Source organism: Trichocoleus sp. FACHB-6, from assembly GCF_014695815.1.
GTDB classification, from domain to species: domain Bacteria; phylum Cyanobacteriota; class Cyanobacteriia; order Cyanobacteriales; family FACHB-T130; genus Funiculus; species Funiculus sociatus.
In genome coordinates this window covers 12,934-29,700 of the sequence record NZ_JACJOY010000085.1, presented here as the reverse complement: position 1 = coordinate 29,700, position 16,767 = coordinate 12,934, and the positions used below count along the sequence as shown (strand labels likewise).

15 protein-coding genes and 1 pseudogene are annotated in these 16,767 nt (G+C 44.7%); 7 read left to right on the top strand and 9 right to left on the bottom strand.

The window, feature by feature from the left end:
• Positions 1–205: pseudogene (locus H6F66_RS28025) on the top strand (ISAs1 family transposase); the annotation flags it as partial.
• Positions 206–281: 76 nt separating this feature from the next.
• Here the strand turns inward: H6F66_RS28025 and H6F66_RS16305 are convergent.
• Genes H6F66_RS16305 through menA form a run of 3 tightly spaced genes read right to left on the bottom strand, consistent with a single transcriptional unit; the run spans position 282 to position 3,565 of the window.
• Positions 282–1,652: a 2-succinylbenzoate--CoA ligase gene (locus tag H6F66_RS16305; protein WP_190423180.1), complete on the bottom strand. Its 1,371-nt coding sequence runs from the start codon at positions 1,650–1,652 to the stop codon at positions 282–284.
• Positions 1,637–2,659, bottom strand: coding sequence for an o-succinylbenzoate synthase (locus H6F66_RS16300; protein ID WP_190423178.1), 1,023 nt, complete (start codon positions 2,657–2,659; stop codon positions 1,637–1,639). Before H6F66_RS16300 ends, H6F66_RS16305 begins: the two co-directional genes overlap by 16 nt.
• 3 nt (positions 2,660–2,662) lie before the next feature.
• A complete protein-coding gene (gene menA / locus H6F66_RS16295) occupies positions 2,663–3,565 on the bottom strand; it encodes a 2-carboxy-1,4-naphthoquinone phytyltransferase (protein ID WP_190423176.1) in 903 nt (300 codons plus the stop codon).
• Between the two features lie 318 nt (positions 3,566–3,883).
• Here menA and H6F66_RS16290 point away from each other — a divergent pair, with 318 nt between their 5' ends.
• Entirely contained in the window at positions 3,884–5,323 is a 1,440-nt protein-coding gene (locus H6F66_RS16290) for an isochorismate synthase (RefSeq protein WP_190423174.1), read from the top strand.
• A gap of 141 nt (positions 5,324–5,464) precedes the next feature.
• Here H6F66_RS16290 and H6F66_RS16285 read toward each other — a convergent pair whose 3' ends face one another.
• The gene (locus H6F66_RS16285; RefSeq protein ID WP_190423172.1) at positions 5,465–5,764 is read right to left on the bottom strand and encodes an antibiotic biosynthesis monooxygenase; all 300 of its coding nucleotides are present in this window, start codon (positions 5,762–5,764) and stop codon (positions 5,465–5,467) included.
• Between the two features lie 73 nt (positions 5,765–5,837).
• On the opposite strand from H6F66_RS16285, the gene menD reads away from it, so the two are divergent.
• Complete coding sequence (gene menD, locus H6F66_RS16280; RefSeq protein WP_190423170.1) at positions 5,838–7,583, top strand: 2-succinyl-5-enolpyruvyl-6-hydroxy-3-cyclohexene-1-carboxylic-acid synthase; 1,746 nt, start codon at positions 5,838–5,840, stop codon at positions 7,581–7,583.
• Between the two features lie 82 nt (positions 7,584–7,665).
• On the opposite strand, the gene H6F66_RS16275 is transcribed toward menD, so the two are convergent.
• The 4 genes from H6F66_RS16275 to H6F66_RS16260 all read right to left on the bottom strand — a co-directional run bounded on the left by H6F66_RS16275 (position 7,666) and on the right by H6F66_RS16260 (position 10,934).
• Positions 7,666–7,881, bottom strand: a complete 216-nt coding sequence (locus H6F66_RS16275; protein WP_190423168.1) for a hypothetical protein — start codon at positions 7,879–7,881, stop codon at positions 7,666–7,668.
• A 312-nt stretch (positions 7,882–8,193) separates the two neighbouring features.
• Positions 8,194–9,162, bottom strand: coding sequence for a heme o synthase (locus H6F66_RS16270; protein WP_190423182.1), 969 nt, complete (start codon positions 9,160–9,162; stop codon positions 8,194–8,196).
• A 293-nt stretch (positions 9,163–9,455) separates the two neighbouring features.
• On the bottom strand, positions 9,456–10,388 hold the full coding sequence (locus H6F66_RS16265) for a heme A synthase (RefSeq protein ID WP_190423166.1): 933 nt from the start codon (positions 10,386–10,388) through the stop codon (positions 9,456–9,458).
• A gap of 381 nt (positions 10,389–10,769) precedes the next feature.
• Positions 10,770–10,934, bottom strand: a complete 165-nt coding sequence (locus tag H6F66_RS16260; RefSeq protein WP_190423164.1) for a hypothetical protein — start codon at positions 10,932–10,934, stop codon at positions 10,770–10,772.
• Positions 10,935–10,938: 4 nt separating this feature from the next.
• Between H6F66_RS16260 and H6F66_RS16255 the strand changes: the two genes are divergently transcribed.
• The 4 genes from H6F66_RS16255 (at position 10,939) to H6F66_RS16240 (ending at position 15,513) form a co-directional block, all read left to right on the top strand.
• Positions 10,939–12,012, top strand: coding sequence for a cytochrome c oxidase subunit II (locus tag H6F66_RS16255; RefSeq protein ID WP_190423162.1), 1,074 nt, complete (start codon positions 10,939–10,941; stop codon positions 12,010–12,012).
• Positions 12,013–12,093: 81 nt separating this feature from the next.
• A complete protein-coding gene (gene ctaD, locus H6F66_RS16250) occupies positions 12,094–13,857 on the top strand; it encodes a cytochrome c oxidase subunit I (RefSeq protein WP_190423160.1) in 1,764 nt (587 codons plus the stop codon).
• A gap of 109 nt (positions 13,858–13,966) precedes the next feature.
• Positions 13,967–14,596, top strand: coding sequence for a heme-copper oxidase subunit III (locus H6F66_RS16245; RefSeq protein ID WP_190423158.1), 630 nt, complete (start codon positions 13,967–13,969; stop codon positions 14,594–14,596).
• A gap of 104 nt (positions 14,597–14,700) precedes the next feature.
• Positions 14,701–15,513 carry a pentapeptide repeat-containing protein gene (locus tag H6F66_RS16240; protein ID WP_190423156.1) on the top strand — a complete coding sequence of 271 codons (813 nt, stop codon included), beginning with the start codon at positions 14,701–14,703 and terminating at the stop codon, positions 15,511–15,513.
• A gap of 83 nt (positions 15,514–15,596) precedes the next feature.
• Here the strand turns inward: H6F66_RS16240 and H6F66_RS16235 are convergent, their stop codons facing one another.
• Complete coding sequence (locus H6F66_RS16235) at positions 15,597–16,730, bottom strand: class I SAM-dependent methyltransferase (RefSeq protein WP_190423154.1); 1,134 nt, start codon at positions 16,728–16,730, stop codon at positions 15,597–15,599.
• Between the last annotated feature and the right edge of the window lie 37 nt (positions 16,731–16,767).

Sequence of the window (16,767 nt, the reverse complement as noted above, 5' to 3'; positions counted from 1 at the left end):
TATTCGTTCTTTCCACAGTCCTCAGAATTTTGCTCTTCTACGGCGCATTGCTCTCAATGCTCTTAACCGAGAACAGACTTACAAACGTAGTCTCAGGCAAAAGAGTAAACGAGACGCTATGGATGATGATTATATGATTCAAGTTCTCAGTTCTTGTTTTCTTGACCCTACCTTAGATTCTTCTGATTCCTTGTGTCAAGCCTGATTAAGATGCTCTTACCCTGGTGGGGGGAGCAGGAGGAAAGAACTCCTGAGGCGCAGAGGACGCAGAGGGATGGGATTTAGGCTGGTGTGTTTGTTATAGCTATTTTTTGTAGTTGTTCAAGGTTTATTTTGCCTTGAGAATTGCGTGGTAAGGTTTTTACTGGAATCCACTGTTTGGGACGTTTAAATTTACTAAGTTTATTCTCGATTGCGGTTTGCAAGGTGTTAGTATAAATTTCGGGATCACTGGGGATGTAAATTGCTGTTACGATTTCTCCCCAATGGGAATCTGGTAAGCCAATGATGCAAATATCGGCAACTAACCCTGTGGCTCTAATTGCGGCTTCTATCTCGGAGGGAAACACGTTTTCGCCACCTGTGATGATTTTATTGCTGTTACGTCCGATGATGTTTATGTCACCTTGTTTATCAATGAAGCCTATGTCATCGACTTGGAATTGGTGGTTATTTGGGAATGTTTCTGGATAGTAACCAAGTGCTAATGAATTAGTCTGGATGGTAATAATTCCTGTATTATTGATGTCTAATATTTCGTTATTGGGGCTGCGAATTGTTACTTTGGCATGAGGTAAAATTTGACCAGAGCTGTTGTTACCTTTGAGGAATTCTTCTGGTTTGAGAGTGGCAATCTGTGAGGCGGTTTCTGTCATGCCATAGGTGGGTGCTAGCCGAATGTTTTGGTGTCTCGCCTGTTCCAGAAGTTCCCGCCAAGCGGGTGCGCCTCCCAATAGGACTGTCTGAAAATGGGATAACCAGGCGGCTAATTCTGGATTCTGTAGGAGACGTTGTAGCTGGGTTGGTACTAAAGATATAAAAAATTCGGATGCTTCAATGTTACATTTTTCTCCTGCTTCTAATGCTTTAAATGGTTTAATTAGGAATTTTCCTCCAGAGGTAAAGGAGCGCATAAATTGCATTAATCCGCTAACATGATACAGCGGCAGTACGCAGAAAGAATTGACTTGAGTTAATTGAAAATATTTTCTAAAACCTTGTACGGAGTTCATTAATGTTTCCCAGGTGTGAATTGCAAATCTAATCTTGCCTGATGAACCACCTGTGGGAATCATGATGGAATTGGGAATTGGGGATTGGGGGTAGGGGATTGGGGAATATCTTTGTTGTCTGTTGGTTGTTATCTCTTGACCTAAAATTATGTCTGGTTGGACTAAATCTAGAACTTGTTGCCATTCCTGTTTTACCCAGTTGGGATTACAGAGAAAAACTGGACAACCTGCGGCTACGGCGGCGATGAAGCTGGCGATAAATTTTATCGGTTCTGGTTCTGATAGTAATATTTTTGGCTGATTTTCTTGGATTAATTGAAGAAATAACTTTTCGGCTAGGCTGGTAAATTGGCGACTGTCTTCACCAATTAGCCAATCATCGCCAGTACGTTTTTTGAGATATTCTAAAGGCGTTTCCATAAGTCTTCAAAGGTGGTTTCTTCATCTTCGTTAAACCAGTGGTTGATGCCAAAACCAACTGTACGATGTGGAGAGGATAATTCAGCTGCTAGTTTGAGTGCGGCTTGTCTTCCAATGGCGGTTTCAAAGACTGAGGAAAAAACTGCGTCGATGTGATGTTGTTGGCAAAATTGTCGCAAACGACTGGGGGAACCAACTATTGAGGGTTTAATTACAAATATTCCTCGCCAACTGTTGCGGTAGGAAGCTTGTATTTGCTTGAGTGTGGCAATTGATTCATCTAAGGCAATGGGGATAGAATAGCGATCGCGTAATTCCCCCATAGCAGTTTCTTCGCCAACTCTTAGCGGTTGTTCCAGAAATTCGATAATCTCAACACAAGCGCATTCTTTCAACCATTCGTTTGCTTCATTCCAGCTAAGTCCGCCATTGGCATCTAATCGCAATTTTGCCTCTTGCGGTAATGCTTGAATTAGCTGGTGAAAAATATTTAGTTCTTCTTCAATTGAGGCGACACCGATTTTCCATTTGAAGGTGCGATATCCTTGGTTCCAGAGTGTCTGCCATTGATGTAAGGCAGCTTCTCCAGCTGGTAATAAGCCACTATAGAACATCTCCCCCAACCCCTTTCCTACAAGCAGAGGGGCTTTCAATTCCCCCCCTTCCCTTGAAGGGAAGGAGGGTTGGGGGGTTAGTGCTTTATCCAAAAAATGTGTATCTTCCCAAGCGGACTCGAAGCCAAATTGACAGGCGGGGAGTTCAGCAGGGAGGTTGAAAATCGCCTCGGCGGTAATTTTCTCTCCCACTTGGCGACAGAAATCTAAGGCTTGTTCTAGAGTTTCGGAACCAAACCAGGGCAAAGGGGCAACTTCACCCCAACCGACTTGCCCATTTTTATCGGTGAGGCGAATGATGATGCCTTCGCGGATGTTCCAAGTGCCATGATTAGTGGAAAGCGATCGCGCAAATTGCCGCTGATAAGGACGAAACTCGAATCGATATGGCATCAGCTAAAATGGCAGTACAAACCCTAATCCCAACAGTAACCCACTCCAAAAATGCAGGGTTACTGCGATGAATTTGCAGTTGCTAACTTTCTCTGGCTGATCGTGATTCTGGTGGACGTGAGTGCATAATTTCCAGGCAAGGGGCAAAGTCACTAACACCAGCAACGTCCAAACGGGGAAAATCTGCAAGACTACAAATATGCCTGTCAGGGCATAAATGCTACCGCAAAACCAAGGTAATAGCTGCGCTCCTGCTTTGGTTCCAAGTCGGACGATAGGCGATCGCTTTCCGGCTGCCAAATCGTCAACTGCCTGGTGGAAATGGGAGCAAAACAAAATTAAACTTGTGGCAATCCCTACAATGATAGATGCAGCGAGGCTGGTCATTGACCAAGCACCTGCTTGACTATAATAAACTGCCGAGACTACCAGAGGGCCAAAGCAAATAAAGCAGATAATTTCCCCCAAACCCTGGTAGCCTAAGCGAAAGGGAGGCCCTTGATAGGTGTATGCCAATCCACAACCCAGGAGTATCAACCCGATTACTGTGAGGTCTTGTTGCCATAATGCGATCGCTAGGGTTCCTAGTATACCCAACCCTAAAAACAGATTTGAAATCCAAAAAATCAAGGATTTGTTACCTGTCAAATTTACCAGTGAGTGGGCTTTGTTTATATCAATACCCGTCTCCGAATCAAACACATCATTACTGCAATTCATCCAGGCAATAAGTGAAATTGCTGATATTAAAAACGTAGAAAATATTCCTACATGAAACATTTTAGTTTCAGCAAAAGCAACAGCTGTCCCCACCCAAACTGGAATAATGGCAACGCTGTACATGGGTGGCTTAATTGCCGCCATCCACAACTTACTATTTGGCTGTTCTATGAAACTTGTAGTCATCAGTAGTAGCTTGATTAAATTACTAGCAGTTTACTCATCCCGGCTTTAAGGAAGTTTGGGCGCGGTACGGTGAAAGTATATTTCTCACTCTCTCCAGAAAGCGCCTTTTTCGCAGTACCCTAAAAGAAGCATCCCAGTCTCCGGTAGGAGAAATTTTGGTTACAATACCCTAAGGCAGGCGGTAATCCGAGGAGTCAAAGGCTTGCGCTAGCAGGCTTACCCAGACCGGAACTGACATACATCTAGCTATAGCACGATTGAGAAATTGTTAATCAGATTTGAAAACAAACTTCAGAAAAATTTTTTACCCTGATTTGCATGACATTAACACCACTTCGTTCTAACCTCTTTCAAGACTGTAAAGAACTATACCAATTTCTGTTAAAATTTAAGCAGACCTCTCTGCCAAAGAAACAAACAAAAATCCTGAGTATTTCTCAAGAAATTCCAGCCGTCGATCCGCTGGCTGTACTTCAGGCAATAGGTTTACCAGGGCAACTACACTTTTACTTTGAAAAGCCAGGACAAGGGGAAGCGATCGCTGCTATTGACAGCGTAACATCGCTGAAATTAGAAAGTCCAGATAGATTTTACCAATCCCAACAGTTTATTCAATCTTGCCTTGCTAATACCACCAGCATCGGCGCTATCAATCTTCCTTTTTCTGGGCCTCATTTCTTCTGTAGCTTCACTTTTTATAATAACAATTTAGAACCTGATTCACCTTTTCCATCTGCAACGATATTTTTACCTCGTTGGCAAATCGCTTTTAGAAAAAACATCTCAGTAGTAGTTGCGAATATTGCCATAAATTCAGAAGTAAATCTTCAAGATTTATCGGACAGCTTATGGCGTACCTTTCATTCAATAAAAATGGCAGGTGTAGAAAGGTTTAATAGTGCTAATTTACTAAATATAGCAATTGACGGTAGAAACAAATTTATCAAACAAAATGTAACAGATGTCACTCACTTTAAATTATCTGTTATAAAGGCATTATCATCAATCGAATCCAAGAAAATTGATAAAATTGTTTTAGCTCACGCCTTTGATGTTATTTCCCCTATTCCTTTCCAGCTAATTCCTTCCCTTAACCATTTACGAATACGCCATCCTGACTGCTATATCTTTTCCACCAGTAACGGCAAGGGACAAAATTTTATCGGTGCCAGCCCGGAACGGTTAATTAGTATTCATAATCATAAATTAGTAACTGATGCTTTGGCTGGTTCAGCAGCACGAGGTAAAACCACAGAGGAAGATGCCGAATTTGCGAATCAGTTACTAACAAGTGAAAAAGAAAGACGAGAGCATCGGGTTGTGATTGATTTCATTACCCAACGTTTATCTCAGCTTGGCTTGCACCCTGAAATATTATCGCAACCAAAGCTGTTACAACTGCTAAATATCCAGCATTTATGGACACCAATCCACGCGCAATTACCAGCAGACGTTAATCCCTTAGAAATTGTCGCCCAACTGCATCCCACCCCAGCAGTTGCTGGTGCGCCCACAGAGATTGCCCAAGAAGAAATTCGCCACTATGAAACTTTCAACAGATCATTATATGCCGCACCCCTCGGTTGGATAGATAGCAGAGGTGACAGCGAATTTATTGTCGGAATTCGTTCAGCATTAATAGATGGTTGTCGCGCTAGACTATACGCAGGGGCTGGTATCGTTGCTGGTTCTGATCCTGAAAAAGAATTAGCAGAAATTCAACTCAAACTCCAGGCACTTCTAAAAGCCTTAGTTTAATCAAGTTAGTCTCCCATAAGGATGCTTTATAGCAATTCTCAATTGGGTGCGATATATCTAGGGGCATGGCAATGCCATGCCCCTACCAAACGTTAGAACCGCAATATATTCCACCCAACTGAGAAACGCTATAGTTCCGTGTTATTGCTTAAGTTCAACTTTTTCAAAATGTTCAACAATTGGAAATGGATCGTAAAAATGGTGAAGAAGTTTTTTCCACTCCTGATATTCAGTAGAAGCTCTAAATCCGATTGTATGATCCTCTAAAGTCTTCCAATTAACCAGTAATAAATATTTTCCTTTAACTTCAATACATCTATGGAGTTCATGGGATAAATATCCGTTCATAGACGAGATAATTATTGATGCTTTTAAAAAAGCAATTTCAAAATCACTTTCATATCCATCTTTCACATTTAGCAGAACGGCTTCAAGAACCATAAAATTCCTAATAATTCTTTGCATCTAACATACTATTACCATAAGCTAAGAGTTTCAGGCTTGATAGTTAGAAATGTCAATTAACTTTAATAACACCAATTCTGTCTGGGCTTCAATCCTAACCGAAACCTTAAAACGACTAGGATTAACTACAGCTATTATTTGCCCTGGTTCGCGTTCCACACCCTTAACCGTTGCTTTTGCCCAACAAAATGAAGTAGAAGCAATTCCAATTTTAGATGAACGTTCTGCCGCATTTTTCGCCTTGGGAATTGCCAAAAGGACTGGGATTCCTGTAGCTTTAGTTTGCACTTCTGGAACCGCTGGCGCTAATTTTTATCCCGCTGTAATTGAAGCAAAGGAAAGCCGAATCCCGCTTGTAGTTTTAACAGCAGATCGTCCCCCAGAACTGCGAGATTGCCACTCTGGGCAGACAATAGATCAGGTAAAATTATATGGCAATTATCCCAACTGGCAAGCGGAGTTAGCGCTACCTTCTCTGGAAATGGGGATGCTGGGTTATCTGCGCCAAACGATGATTTATGCTTGGGAGCGATCGCTATTTCCTACCCCAGGCTGCGTTCATCTTAACATCCCCTTCCGCGACCCCCTCGCTCCAATTCCCCAACTTGACACCGAAACCCTCAAATTGCAGTTTCAGACAGAAGATTTCTTTGCTGGAATTGCATCGGGCGGAGTATCCTCCTTATTAAGGCAGACTGGGGAAATATCCAACAAGACAATTCAAGAATGGCAGCAATGTAAGCGAGGAATTATTATTGCTGGAACTGCACAACCCAGATTTCCAAAAGAGTATTGTAATGCAATTTCCAAACTCTCCCAAGGTTTAAAATTTCCTGTACTGGCTGAAGCATTATCTCCCTTAAGAAACTATGCCCAGCTCAATCCATATTTAATGTCTACCTATGACTTAATCTTACGAAATCAACAATTAGCCAAAGAACTAATACCAAATATTGTAATTCAAATAGGAGAATTACCCACCAGTAAAGAATTGCGAAACTGGTTAGACAATACTCAAATACAACGCTGGATAATTGACCCCAGCGATCACAATTTAGATCCCCTCCACGGCAAAACAACACATTTACGAACATCTGTAGAATCTCTTGTAGAAACGGAACTTATCGCGTCTCCCCCAAGCGAATATCTTCATCTGTGGCGTGAAGCTGAAGCCAAAGTTAGGCAAAAAATTGACAAAACAATGGCAACAATGGAAACGCTTTTTGAAGGAAAAGCTGCTTGGTTACTCTCGCAGTTTTTACCACCAAAAACGCCCATATTTATTTCTAACAGTATGCCTGTAAGAGATGCGGAGTTTTTCTGGAAACCAAACAATTCTGGAATTCAACCATTTTTTAATCGGGGTGCAAATGGTATTGATGGCACTTTATCAACTGCTTTGGGAATTGCACATCAAAATCAAAGTAGTGTGATGTTGACGGGCGATCTAGCTTTATTGCACGATACGAATGGTTTTTTACTGAGAAATAAGTTTATCGGGCATTTGACGATTATTTTAATTAATAATAATGGCGGTGGTATATTTGAAATGTTGCCAATTTCTAAGTTTGAACCACCTTTTGAAGAGTTTTTTGCTACGCCACAAGATATCAATTTTACTCAACTTTGTGCTACATACAATGTGGAGCATGAAGTGATTACTTCTTGGGAGTATTTGAAGCAGCGATTAAACCCACTGCCAAGTAAGGGAATTCGGGTGTTGGAGTTGCGAACAAATCGCAAATTAGATGCAAAATGGCGACAGGAGAATTTGAGTAAATTTGCCAGGGAATGAAGTATGAACGAACCACTGAGGCGCAGAGGGCGCAGAGGGAAGAGAAAGCGATCGCATTCCCCCCCTGAAGAGCGCGATCGCACTACTGATTTTCTTTTCGTTCTCGACGATGTTTTTCTAGCAACTCAGGAAAATGCTTAAGGTCATCTATTGACTGGGGAGCCGGATACCACTCTGTAGTCGATTCAACCGTCACCCTATCTATATAGATGCGGAAGGCTTCATCGTCGTCTCTATGTTCTCGTATGTAGCCTAGTAGTTCTTTACGGCTCATTGCCTCAAAATTTGGTTTAATCATAAAAGTTTCCAGAGTCCATTGCGATTAATCAGGATTTCTGTCTCTTCTCCAGCTAGAAAGAATACTCCTCCTGTGGGTTCATCTATCCTAATTATATAAATCGGCAGATACATTTTTGTTGCCCAATAACTCAGGATGAAGCAAGTGAATAGCTGTGCTGATGTAGGAATAATTTGCACCCCTGGTTACTTTACGTTTCCTAGTTTACACATTACTGGTAGAGAGCTGCTGAAGAGAGGGCGATGGCTCATAAATAAAAAACCCGCGAAGGCGGGTTTTGTTTGTCTGGACGCAATTAAAAACATCGCCGTTTTAAAATGCGATCGCGCTGATTAACGTCTGTATATGTTCAGCTACGAATGCTGTTAGTTGATGAGTCTTCGGCAAGCTGTCTATTACTATCCCAGTACATAACAACATCATGTAGAGAATGGAGAATTTAAACAGCGATCGCGCCAATTGTTTATTCTCAGGTTCCTGCAATAATGCCCAAGCTTTTTTGATAAAAACGCTTCCCAAGATAGCAGCAATAATGCCATAAACTACACCAGAAGCGCCCAAAGGATAAACTAACAACAGTGTCATCGGCACCATAATTAAGGTGTAAATCCAGATTTGCCGGGTGGTAGCAACTTCCCCCGCAACAACTGGCAGCATCGGGATGCCGACTTTGGCGTAGTCATCGCGAATCATCAACGCCAACGCCCAGAAATGGGGGGGCGTCCAAACAAATACGATGGCAAAAAGTAGCCACGCTGGCCAGCTTAAAGAACCAGTAACAGCTGCCCAACCCACTAAAGCGGGGATCGCTCCAGCTGCACCGCCAATCACAATATTTTGGGCAGTGTGGCGCTTCAGCAAATGAGTGTAGATGAGCATGTAGAAGACAATGCCGGACATTGCCAACAACGCACTCAGCAGGTTAGCGCATAATGCTAGGAGGGTGAAAGATAGACAGCCCAGCACAATCGCAAACAGTAGCGCATGGCTCGACTGCACTCGCCCAGAAGGAATCGGGCGGCGGCGGGTGCGCTCCATTGCATAATCGATATCGCGGTCGTAAATGCAGTTAAGAGTCTGGGCAGATGCAGCAGCAAGGGTTCCGCCTGTCAGTGTCACCAGTAACAAAAATGGATCTACCCGTCCATCTGATGCCATCCACATACCCGCCGCTGTGGTAATCAGCAGTAGCGGGATAATTCGCGGTTTTGTTAGCTGGTAGTAGCTGTGAATTACTTGTAGGAAGTTTTGATGTTTGCGGGAGACATCGGCTCCAACCATCATTTCTTGCATTATTTATTTTCCTAATTGACCTAGCCGATTTTGGATTTTCGATTAGAGTCTGGATGATTTATTGTTCAAAACCCGATCTCCGCCCTAGTTGAAACTAGGAAACAAATCAAAAATCGTAAATCTAAAATCCCAAATCCCCAGTATCTACTGTGGAGTCAATCCAAAATCGCCAATCTAAAATCCAAAATCGAGTGACCTAACTGGAGAAGGCAGAAGCAATTTGGAAGCGTCTCTAAAGTTTGTGTAGCTAGCACCCTGAAGGGGTGCTAGTTGATGAAGAGTTATAGAGACGGATCTGGTACAACAACAGAAGCATTGCGATCGCGCAACGCCAAAACGGTAAAAACAACCATCGAACCTAGTAAAGCCGCTCCCACTGCCTGGTGAGCCACTGTCAGCGGTTCTACTTGCAGGTGTAAGCGGAAAGTAGCCACACCGAGAGCAATTTGCAACACCAGTAAACCACCCGCCAAGTTAGCCAGCTTTCGCAGTAGCGGATGCAGTGCGGGTGTTCGCCATGCGAAAACCACTACGGCTATTGTGGCAACGGTTGGCGGTATAACCCCAGCAATGTGACTATTCATCACCGTGCAGAGTTCTTGCGCTCCAAAACACTGATGTAGCGCCCACTGAGAACCAACTAATCCACCGAGTAAACTTTGTAAATATACAAAAATGGCAGCACTTAAGCTGATCCACGGTAGTTTACTAGCGGTGCCAGTGCCTTGATAAGGTAGGAGTGCCGCACCAATTACCAGCAGAGTTGTGAAAAACAACAAAGCTGTTCCCAGATGAGCGGTGACAATATCGAAACGGAGGAGTTGGGTTACTGTCAGTCCGCCCAAGACACCCTGGAAAATCACCAAAAAAAGCGCAAAAGTGGATGCAATAGGCAACCAAGTGGGTAAAGAGCGACGATTCCACCACGAAACCGCAGTCAGCGCGATCGCGCCTAACCCAATTACAGCCGCATCCAATCTGTGAAACCACTCCAGAAATACCTGGAGATTCATCTGTGAAGATGGCACTAGCTGACCGTAACACAGAGGCCAGTCCGGGCAGGCAAGCCCAGCATTCATAACTCGCGTTGCACTACCAATTGCCATCAAAATTAAGGTAGCGATCGCCATCCTAAACACCAGGCGACGGATCTTGTCCCTGGGTTGGGAATCCTCCGGAGTGCGAACATCCTGATGAAGGACGGATTCTGTCATAGTTTTCCCAAAGCAAATTTTGCTTAATCAAATCCTGAGTATCCGCTCATCCCCAAGCTAGCATCCTAGCTGGAAAAATGACCGACTCTAGCTACCACTCTAATAACCTTGCTGCACCATCAGCTAAAGCTTTAGGAATTTCTTCCGATTGGGAGACTTGGGTATATTAGATTACATTTTATTTACTAATCGTTACAATAATTAAATATTATCGGAATTCAGCGCCATAGACGCTGCACCACCTACCCATCGACAGAGCGCGATCCCAAAGAAATCTATAAAGATAGGGGAGGTTTACTGGCCAGCAAGCTCGCTTAGGCTTACCGTGGTAAGTAAGCTGAACTGATTTGGATTTCCTAAGATCGACATAGAGCTACTTATTTATCCGTTGTCCGTGGGCGTTTGAAAGTTGTTACAACCTTCTGGGGTTTCAACTGGACAACTTGACACATCTTCCCAGACAACTGACGACTGACTAATAAATCCTGTCTGTGGCTTGAATTCCCAGATTATTTTGTTCAGCAGTTTTGCAGGAATCGAAGACATAACCGTGAACATCCCAAGTCAGATACTAACTTTACTGGTTGGCATTGTTGTCACCCTTGTCAGCCTCTGGTACGGTCAAAATCATGGTCTTCTGCCGATAGCAGCTTCCGAGGAAGCTCCCTTGGTGGACAAGCTGTTTAACGCCATGATGACCATTTCGACAGGGCTGTTTCTGATAGTTGAAGGGATAATCATCATTTCAGTTATTAGATTTCGCCGTCGCCCAGATGACAACACAGACGGGCCACCAGTGCATGGCAACATCCCCTTAGAAATTTTGTGGACAGCGATCCCGGCGGTAATTGTTCTGGGAATCTCTATCTACAGTTTTGAGGTTTACAGCCAGATGGGCGGAATCAGCCCAATGGATCACTCGGTTGCCCATGTCAAGAGTGATAAACATTTTGCCAGAATGCCAGGAGCCGCGATCGCTGCCACCCTGACAGATACGGAAAATCGCAATCAACAGCTACAAGAAGAAGCCCTAGACGATCCCGCCACAGCCCTGAATCGCAAGGAACTTCCCCAAAAACGCGATTCTGAAGGACTAGGCGTAACTTCTCCCCGAATCGGCCCTACGCCTGATAAGGAAGGTCAAGCTCCAGAATACGTAATCAATGTTACGGGCCTGCAATTTGCTTGGCTTTTTAGCTACCCTGACACGAACGTTACCACAGGCGAATTACACCTTCCCATCGGGCGGGAAGTGAAACTAAACATCTCAGCTAATGATGTAATACACGCTTTTTGGGTGCCTGAGTTTCGGTTGAAGCAGGATGCAGTTCCAGGACGGCAAAGTGAACTGCGGTTCACACCTAATAAAGTGGGTGAATATCCAGTAATCTGTGCGGAACTCTGTGGTGCCTATCATGGAGTGATGAAGACAAAAGTAATTGTCGAGACACGCGAAGATTACGATAAATGGATGGGCGAACAGCAAGAAGTTGCTAGAAACGAAGCTCTAAATCAGTCTGTTGCAGTGAATCCCGTAGAACTCTCGAATGCTGAGTTTTTGGCTCCCTACGCGAGTGAGATGGGTGTCACAACCGAAAGCCTACACCATCTCCACAACCATTAATCGCTAAGGTCAGGATGGGTAATGGTAAAAAAAGCCAATTAGCAATCCTTCAATTAGCAATCAGCAATCCTGCGATTAGTTATGACACAAGCACAGCTTCAAGAACGTGCCAATATACCTGCTCACGGTCACGAACCGAAGGTAACGCATTGGCGAGAATATTTTGGCTTTAGCACCGACCACAAAGTAATCGGGATTCAATACCTGGTTACAACGTTTATTTTTTATCTGATCGGTGGCGCACTGGCAACAGCAGTCCGCACAGAATTGGCAACGCCAGCGTCGGATTTTGTTGCACCGGATGTTTACAACAGCTTATTTACAGTCCACGCGACGGTGATGATCTTCCTGTGGATCGTACCTGCGGGAACTGGTGGGTTTGGGAATTATCTGGTGCCTTTGCTAATTGGGGCAAGGGATATGGCGTTTCCCAGACTGAATGCGATCGCTTTCTGGATGATCCCTCCCGCTGGCATACTGCTGATGAGCAGTTTCTTCGTCGGCGCACCAGGCGCAGGTTGGACTTCATACCCCCCTTTGAGCATCGTCAGCGGTAAAGCTGGGGAAGCGATTTGGATTATGAGCGTCCTGTTGCTGGGAACTTCCTCCATCTTGGCAGGGATCAATTTTATCGTCACCATCTGGAAGATGCGGACACCAGGGATGGGGTGGAACCAAATGCCCTTATTCTGTTGGTCAATGTTCGCCACCTCCTGCTTAGCTGTCATTTCCACTCCGGTATTAGCAGGGGCATTGATTCTCCTGGCCTTTGACCTGCTGGTCGGGACTAGCTTCTTTAACCCCACGGGTGGTGGCGATCCCATCGTGTACCAGCATATGTTCTGGTTTTACTCCCACCCGGCGGTTTATATCATGATCCTCCCCATGTTTGGGATGATCTCAGAAATCCTGCCAGTACACGCTCGCAAACCGATTTTTGGGTACAAGGCGATCGCATATTCCAGCCTAGCTATCAGCTTTTTGGGGCTAATCGTCTGGGCGCACCATATGTTTACCAGCGGTACCCCAGCCTGGTTGCGGATGTTCTTCATGATCACCACAATGGTAATCGCCGTACCAACTGGTATTAAAGTCTTTAGCTGGTTAGCCACAATTTGGGGCGGCAAACTGCGCCTCAACAGCGCCATGCTATTCGCTCTTGGCTTTATCTCCATGTTCGTTATCGGCGGCATCAGCGGCGTTATGTTGGCAGCTGTACCCTTCGACATCCACGTTCACGACACCTACTTTGTAGTTGCTCACCTGCACTACGTCCTCTTTGGTGGCAGCGTTTTCGGCATCTACGCCGGATTCTACCACTGGTTCCCTAAGATGACCGGGCGGATGTTGAACGAAGCTTGGGGCAAAGTTCACTTTGTCCTGATGTTTATTGGATTCAACTTGGCTTTCCTACCAATGCACAAGTTGGGTATCGAAGGCATGAATCGGCGGATTGCCGAGTATGACCCCAAATTTGCCACACTCAACCTAATTTGCAGCATTGGAGCGTATATACTCGCCGTTTCCACCATTCCCTTCATTGTCAATGCCTGCTGGAGTTGGATAGCTGGCCCCAAAGCACCCGACAACCCTTGGGACGGACTAACCCTAGAGTGGATGACGACCTCGCCCCCGCCAGTAGAAAACTTTGAGAAAGACCCAGTGTTAGCCACTGGCCCTTATGACTACGGCATGGGAGATCGCCGCACCAAGGTAGATGTCCCCCTCGACGATCCTCGAAATCCAGTCTTGTCTGCTGGCCCTGACTCCGCCTTACGTGCAGATCCAGATCCAGCTGTTGCGGCTCATCCCGATGACCGTCAAGGAGAAAGTCACAATCGTTAATAGGGATTAGGGACTGGGGGCTAGGGACTAGAGACTAGGTAAGACTTTTTCCCAATTCCCAATTCCTAATTCCCAATCCCCAATTCCCAATTCTTTATAGAGGAGATTCATGCAAGGTTCAACAATTGACCCAGCAAAAACTGCCCTAAATTATCACCACGAGCCAGAAGCAGCAGTGGAAGCCCACGGCGTAGAACATCACGATTTTCGCATCGAGGGGCTGATTGTATTTCTGGTAGCGGAAGGCATGATCTTTTTCGGCTTATTTATCGCTTATCTCGCCTTCCGAGCAGTTGCACCGTCTTGGCCCCCCGAAGGAACGCCAAAACTAGAGCTATTGCTACCTGGAATTAACACCATAATTCTGATTTCTAGCAGCTTTGTGATCCACAATGCTGACACCGCCATCAAAAAGAATGACGTAAAAGGTTTGCGGACATGGTTTGCCTTAACTGGCATCATGGGCGCAATTTTCCTTTGCGGTCAGCTTTACGAATACAGCCACTTAGAATTTGGTCTTAGCACTAATTTATTTGCCAGCACCTTTTATGTTTTGACTGGCTTCCACGGTTTGCACGTATTCTTAGGACTTGGGGCAATTGGTGCTGTGTTGTGGCGCAGTCTCAAACCCGGCCACTACAGCAATGAACACCACTTTGGCGTTGAAGCCGCAGAAATTTACTGGCACTTCGTTGATATCGTGTGGATTGTTCTGTTCACAATCCTCTATCTGCTTTAAGTGTTTTTGAAGCACTACAATAAAAAATTTGCCTCCAGCTGGGGGCTTTTTTTATTGTGATAGCTTAATCTACTGAATGAGGGAGGAAACCAAGGGGTTAATTGATGGACGCGGATGAACTATTCAGGAGATACGCAGCTGGAGAAAGAGATTTTTGTCTAGCCGAACTGTCTGATACCGACTTAAGCGGGGCAAATCTCAGTCAGGTGGATTTCAGTGGGGCAAACCTAAAGAAGGCAACCTTTAGCCGAGCCATTCTCAGCCGAGCTACTCTAGCAGGAGCCAGCATGGAATTGACTGACCTGTGCGAGGCAGATTTGCGTAGAGCCGACTTGAGCGGAGCCGAGATGATTGGAGCCTACTTAATTGCAGCTAATCTGAGTTTAGCTGACTTGATTGGCACCAACCTGCGTGGAGCAAATCTGAGTTTATCCGACTTGATTGGTGCTGACTTAATTGGCGCTGAGCTGAGTAGAGCCAATTTGAGTTTAGCCGACCTGCGGGGAGCCGACATGAGTGGAGCCAACCTCTGTGAGGCAAACTTGAGTTCAACACACCTTTATGAGGCTGACTTGCGGGAGGCAAACTTACTCAAAGCAAACTTACAAAAAGCTCTCTACAACGAACAAACTAAGTTTCCTGAATGGTTTGAACCTGCCTCAGCAGGAGCGTTGTTAATTGCTCCTCAAGTCTGTCTGGCAGGGATAGACCTAAGTAAAGCCAATCTCCCCGGAGTCAACCTGCGTGAAGCCAACCTCAGCGGTACTAATCTGAGTCAGGCAGATTTGGTTTGGGCAGATTTGAGGGGAGCCAACCTCACTGGAGCCAACTTACAGGGCGCAAATTTATCTCAAACCAATCTCAGAGGAGCCAACCTCAGCGGAGCTATCATGCCTGATGGCAGCATCCATCATTAAGTTATAGATATTTCCTCGCTTCTCTTCTATGAGTACGCTTGGAAACGCCAATTTTAGACGCTATGCTTCAATTTGAGACTGCATTAAGCATGAGTCAATAAAAATTGACCGTTGCCATTATATTCCCCATTACAACAAGCAAAGTTGCGAACAAACCACAGCAAATAAAACCTCCAAATCCGGCGGAATTTGGCATACTCGATGCCATAGTCTAACTGTTTGTTTGTTGCCTGATTGTCATCAAAGTTCTTTAGCCAGTTAGCAAACGTTGTAGAGTAGTTATAGCCGTTGAGATACCATCTTTCAATGGTTTTTAGGTCTTTGTTATGGCTAGGAACTGCATCGAAATTCCAGTAACGGCCATGCGGAAAAATGTATTTGTGGGTGTAAACGCTGGAGATGTTGTTAGGGGTGCGGACTGTGATAATGTGAATAAAAACTTTGCCGTCCTCCTTCAAAAACGAAGCTAATTTCTGGAAGGCTTTGGTTAAATTACCCACATGGCAGAAAACGCCAATCGAGAGAATTTTGTCAAACTTGGTGTCAAAGAAGGCATCATTTAAGTCGCCTTCATACAGCGTAAATCGTTCGGAACTAAGGTAACTTTCCGGATCTTGCATTTTGCCACGCATATATTCGCATTGTTCGTGGCTCAAATTAATTCCCGTAAACTTGACATTGGGGAACTTGGAAAGAATATAATTCGGAACGCATCCCCAACCACAGCCAAAGTCTAAAATATTGTCGCCGTCTTTGATCTCTAGCTTCTCAATTACATCATCGATCATTTGCATTTGGGCTTGCTCAAGATTGGCTGCGCCTTTTTCCCACAATGCCATGCTGTATTTGGGATAAATAAGTTTCCCATCTCCTAACATTGTATTCAGCATGGCTTGTGGCAAGTCATACTGAAGTTTCATTAGGTCTCGCGAACCTTCTGCGAGATGATCGGTTTCTTTTAATACCCAGTCGTAGGGTGCTAAAAGAGAAGGAAAATATTTGAACAAAATGGGCATGAAGGTATCGAAAAGCGATCGCAGTACAGCATCAGGCACTTCAAATCCGTTAATATAAGCCTCTGCTACTGCCATTTGTGCCGCGTTAACTACCTTGACAGCCCCACGGCTGGTCTTATACGCTAATGGGGTTTTGATATTGACATCCCCTACTAAAGGGATATATTTTTCGATGTTTTCTAATACTGAAGTTGAAGTCATAGCCACCCTCGTAATCTATCTAGAGGACTGGAATAGC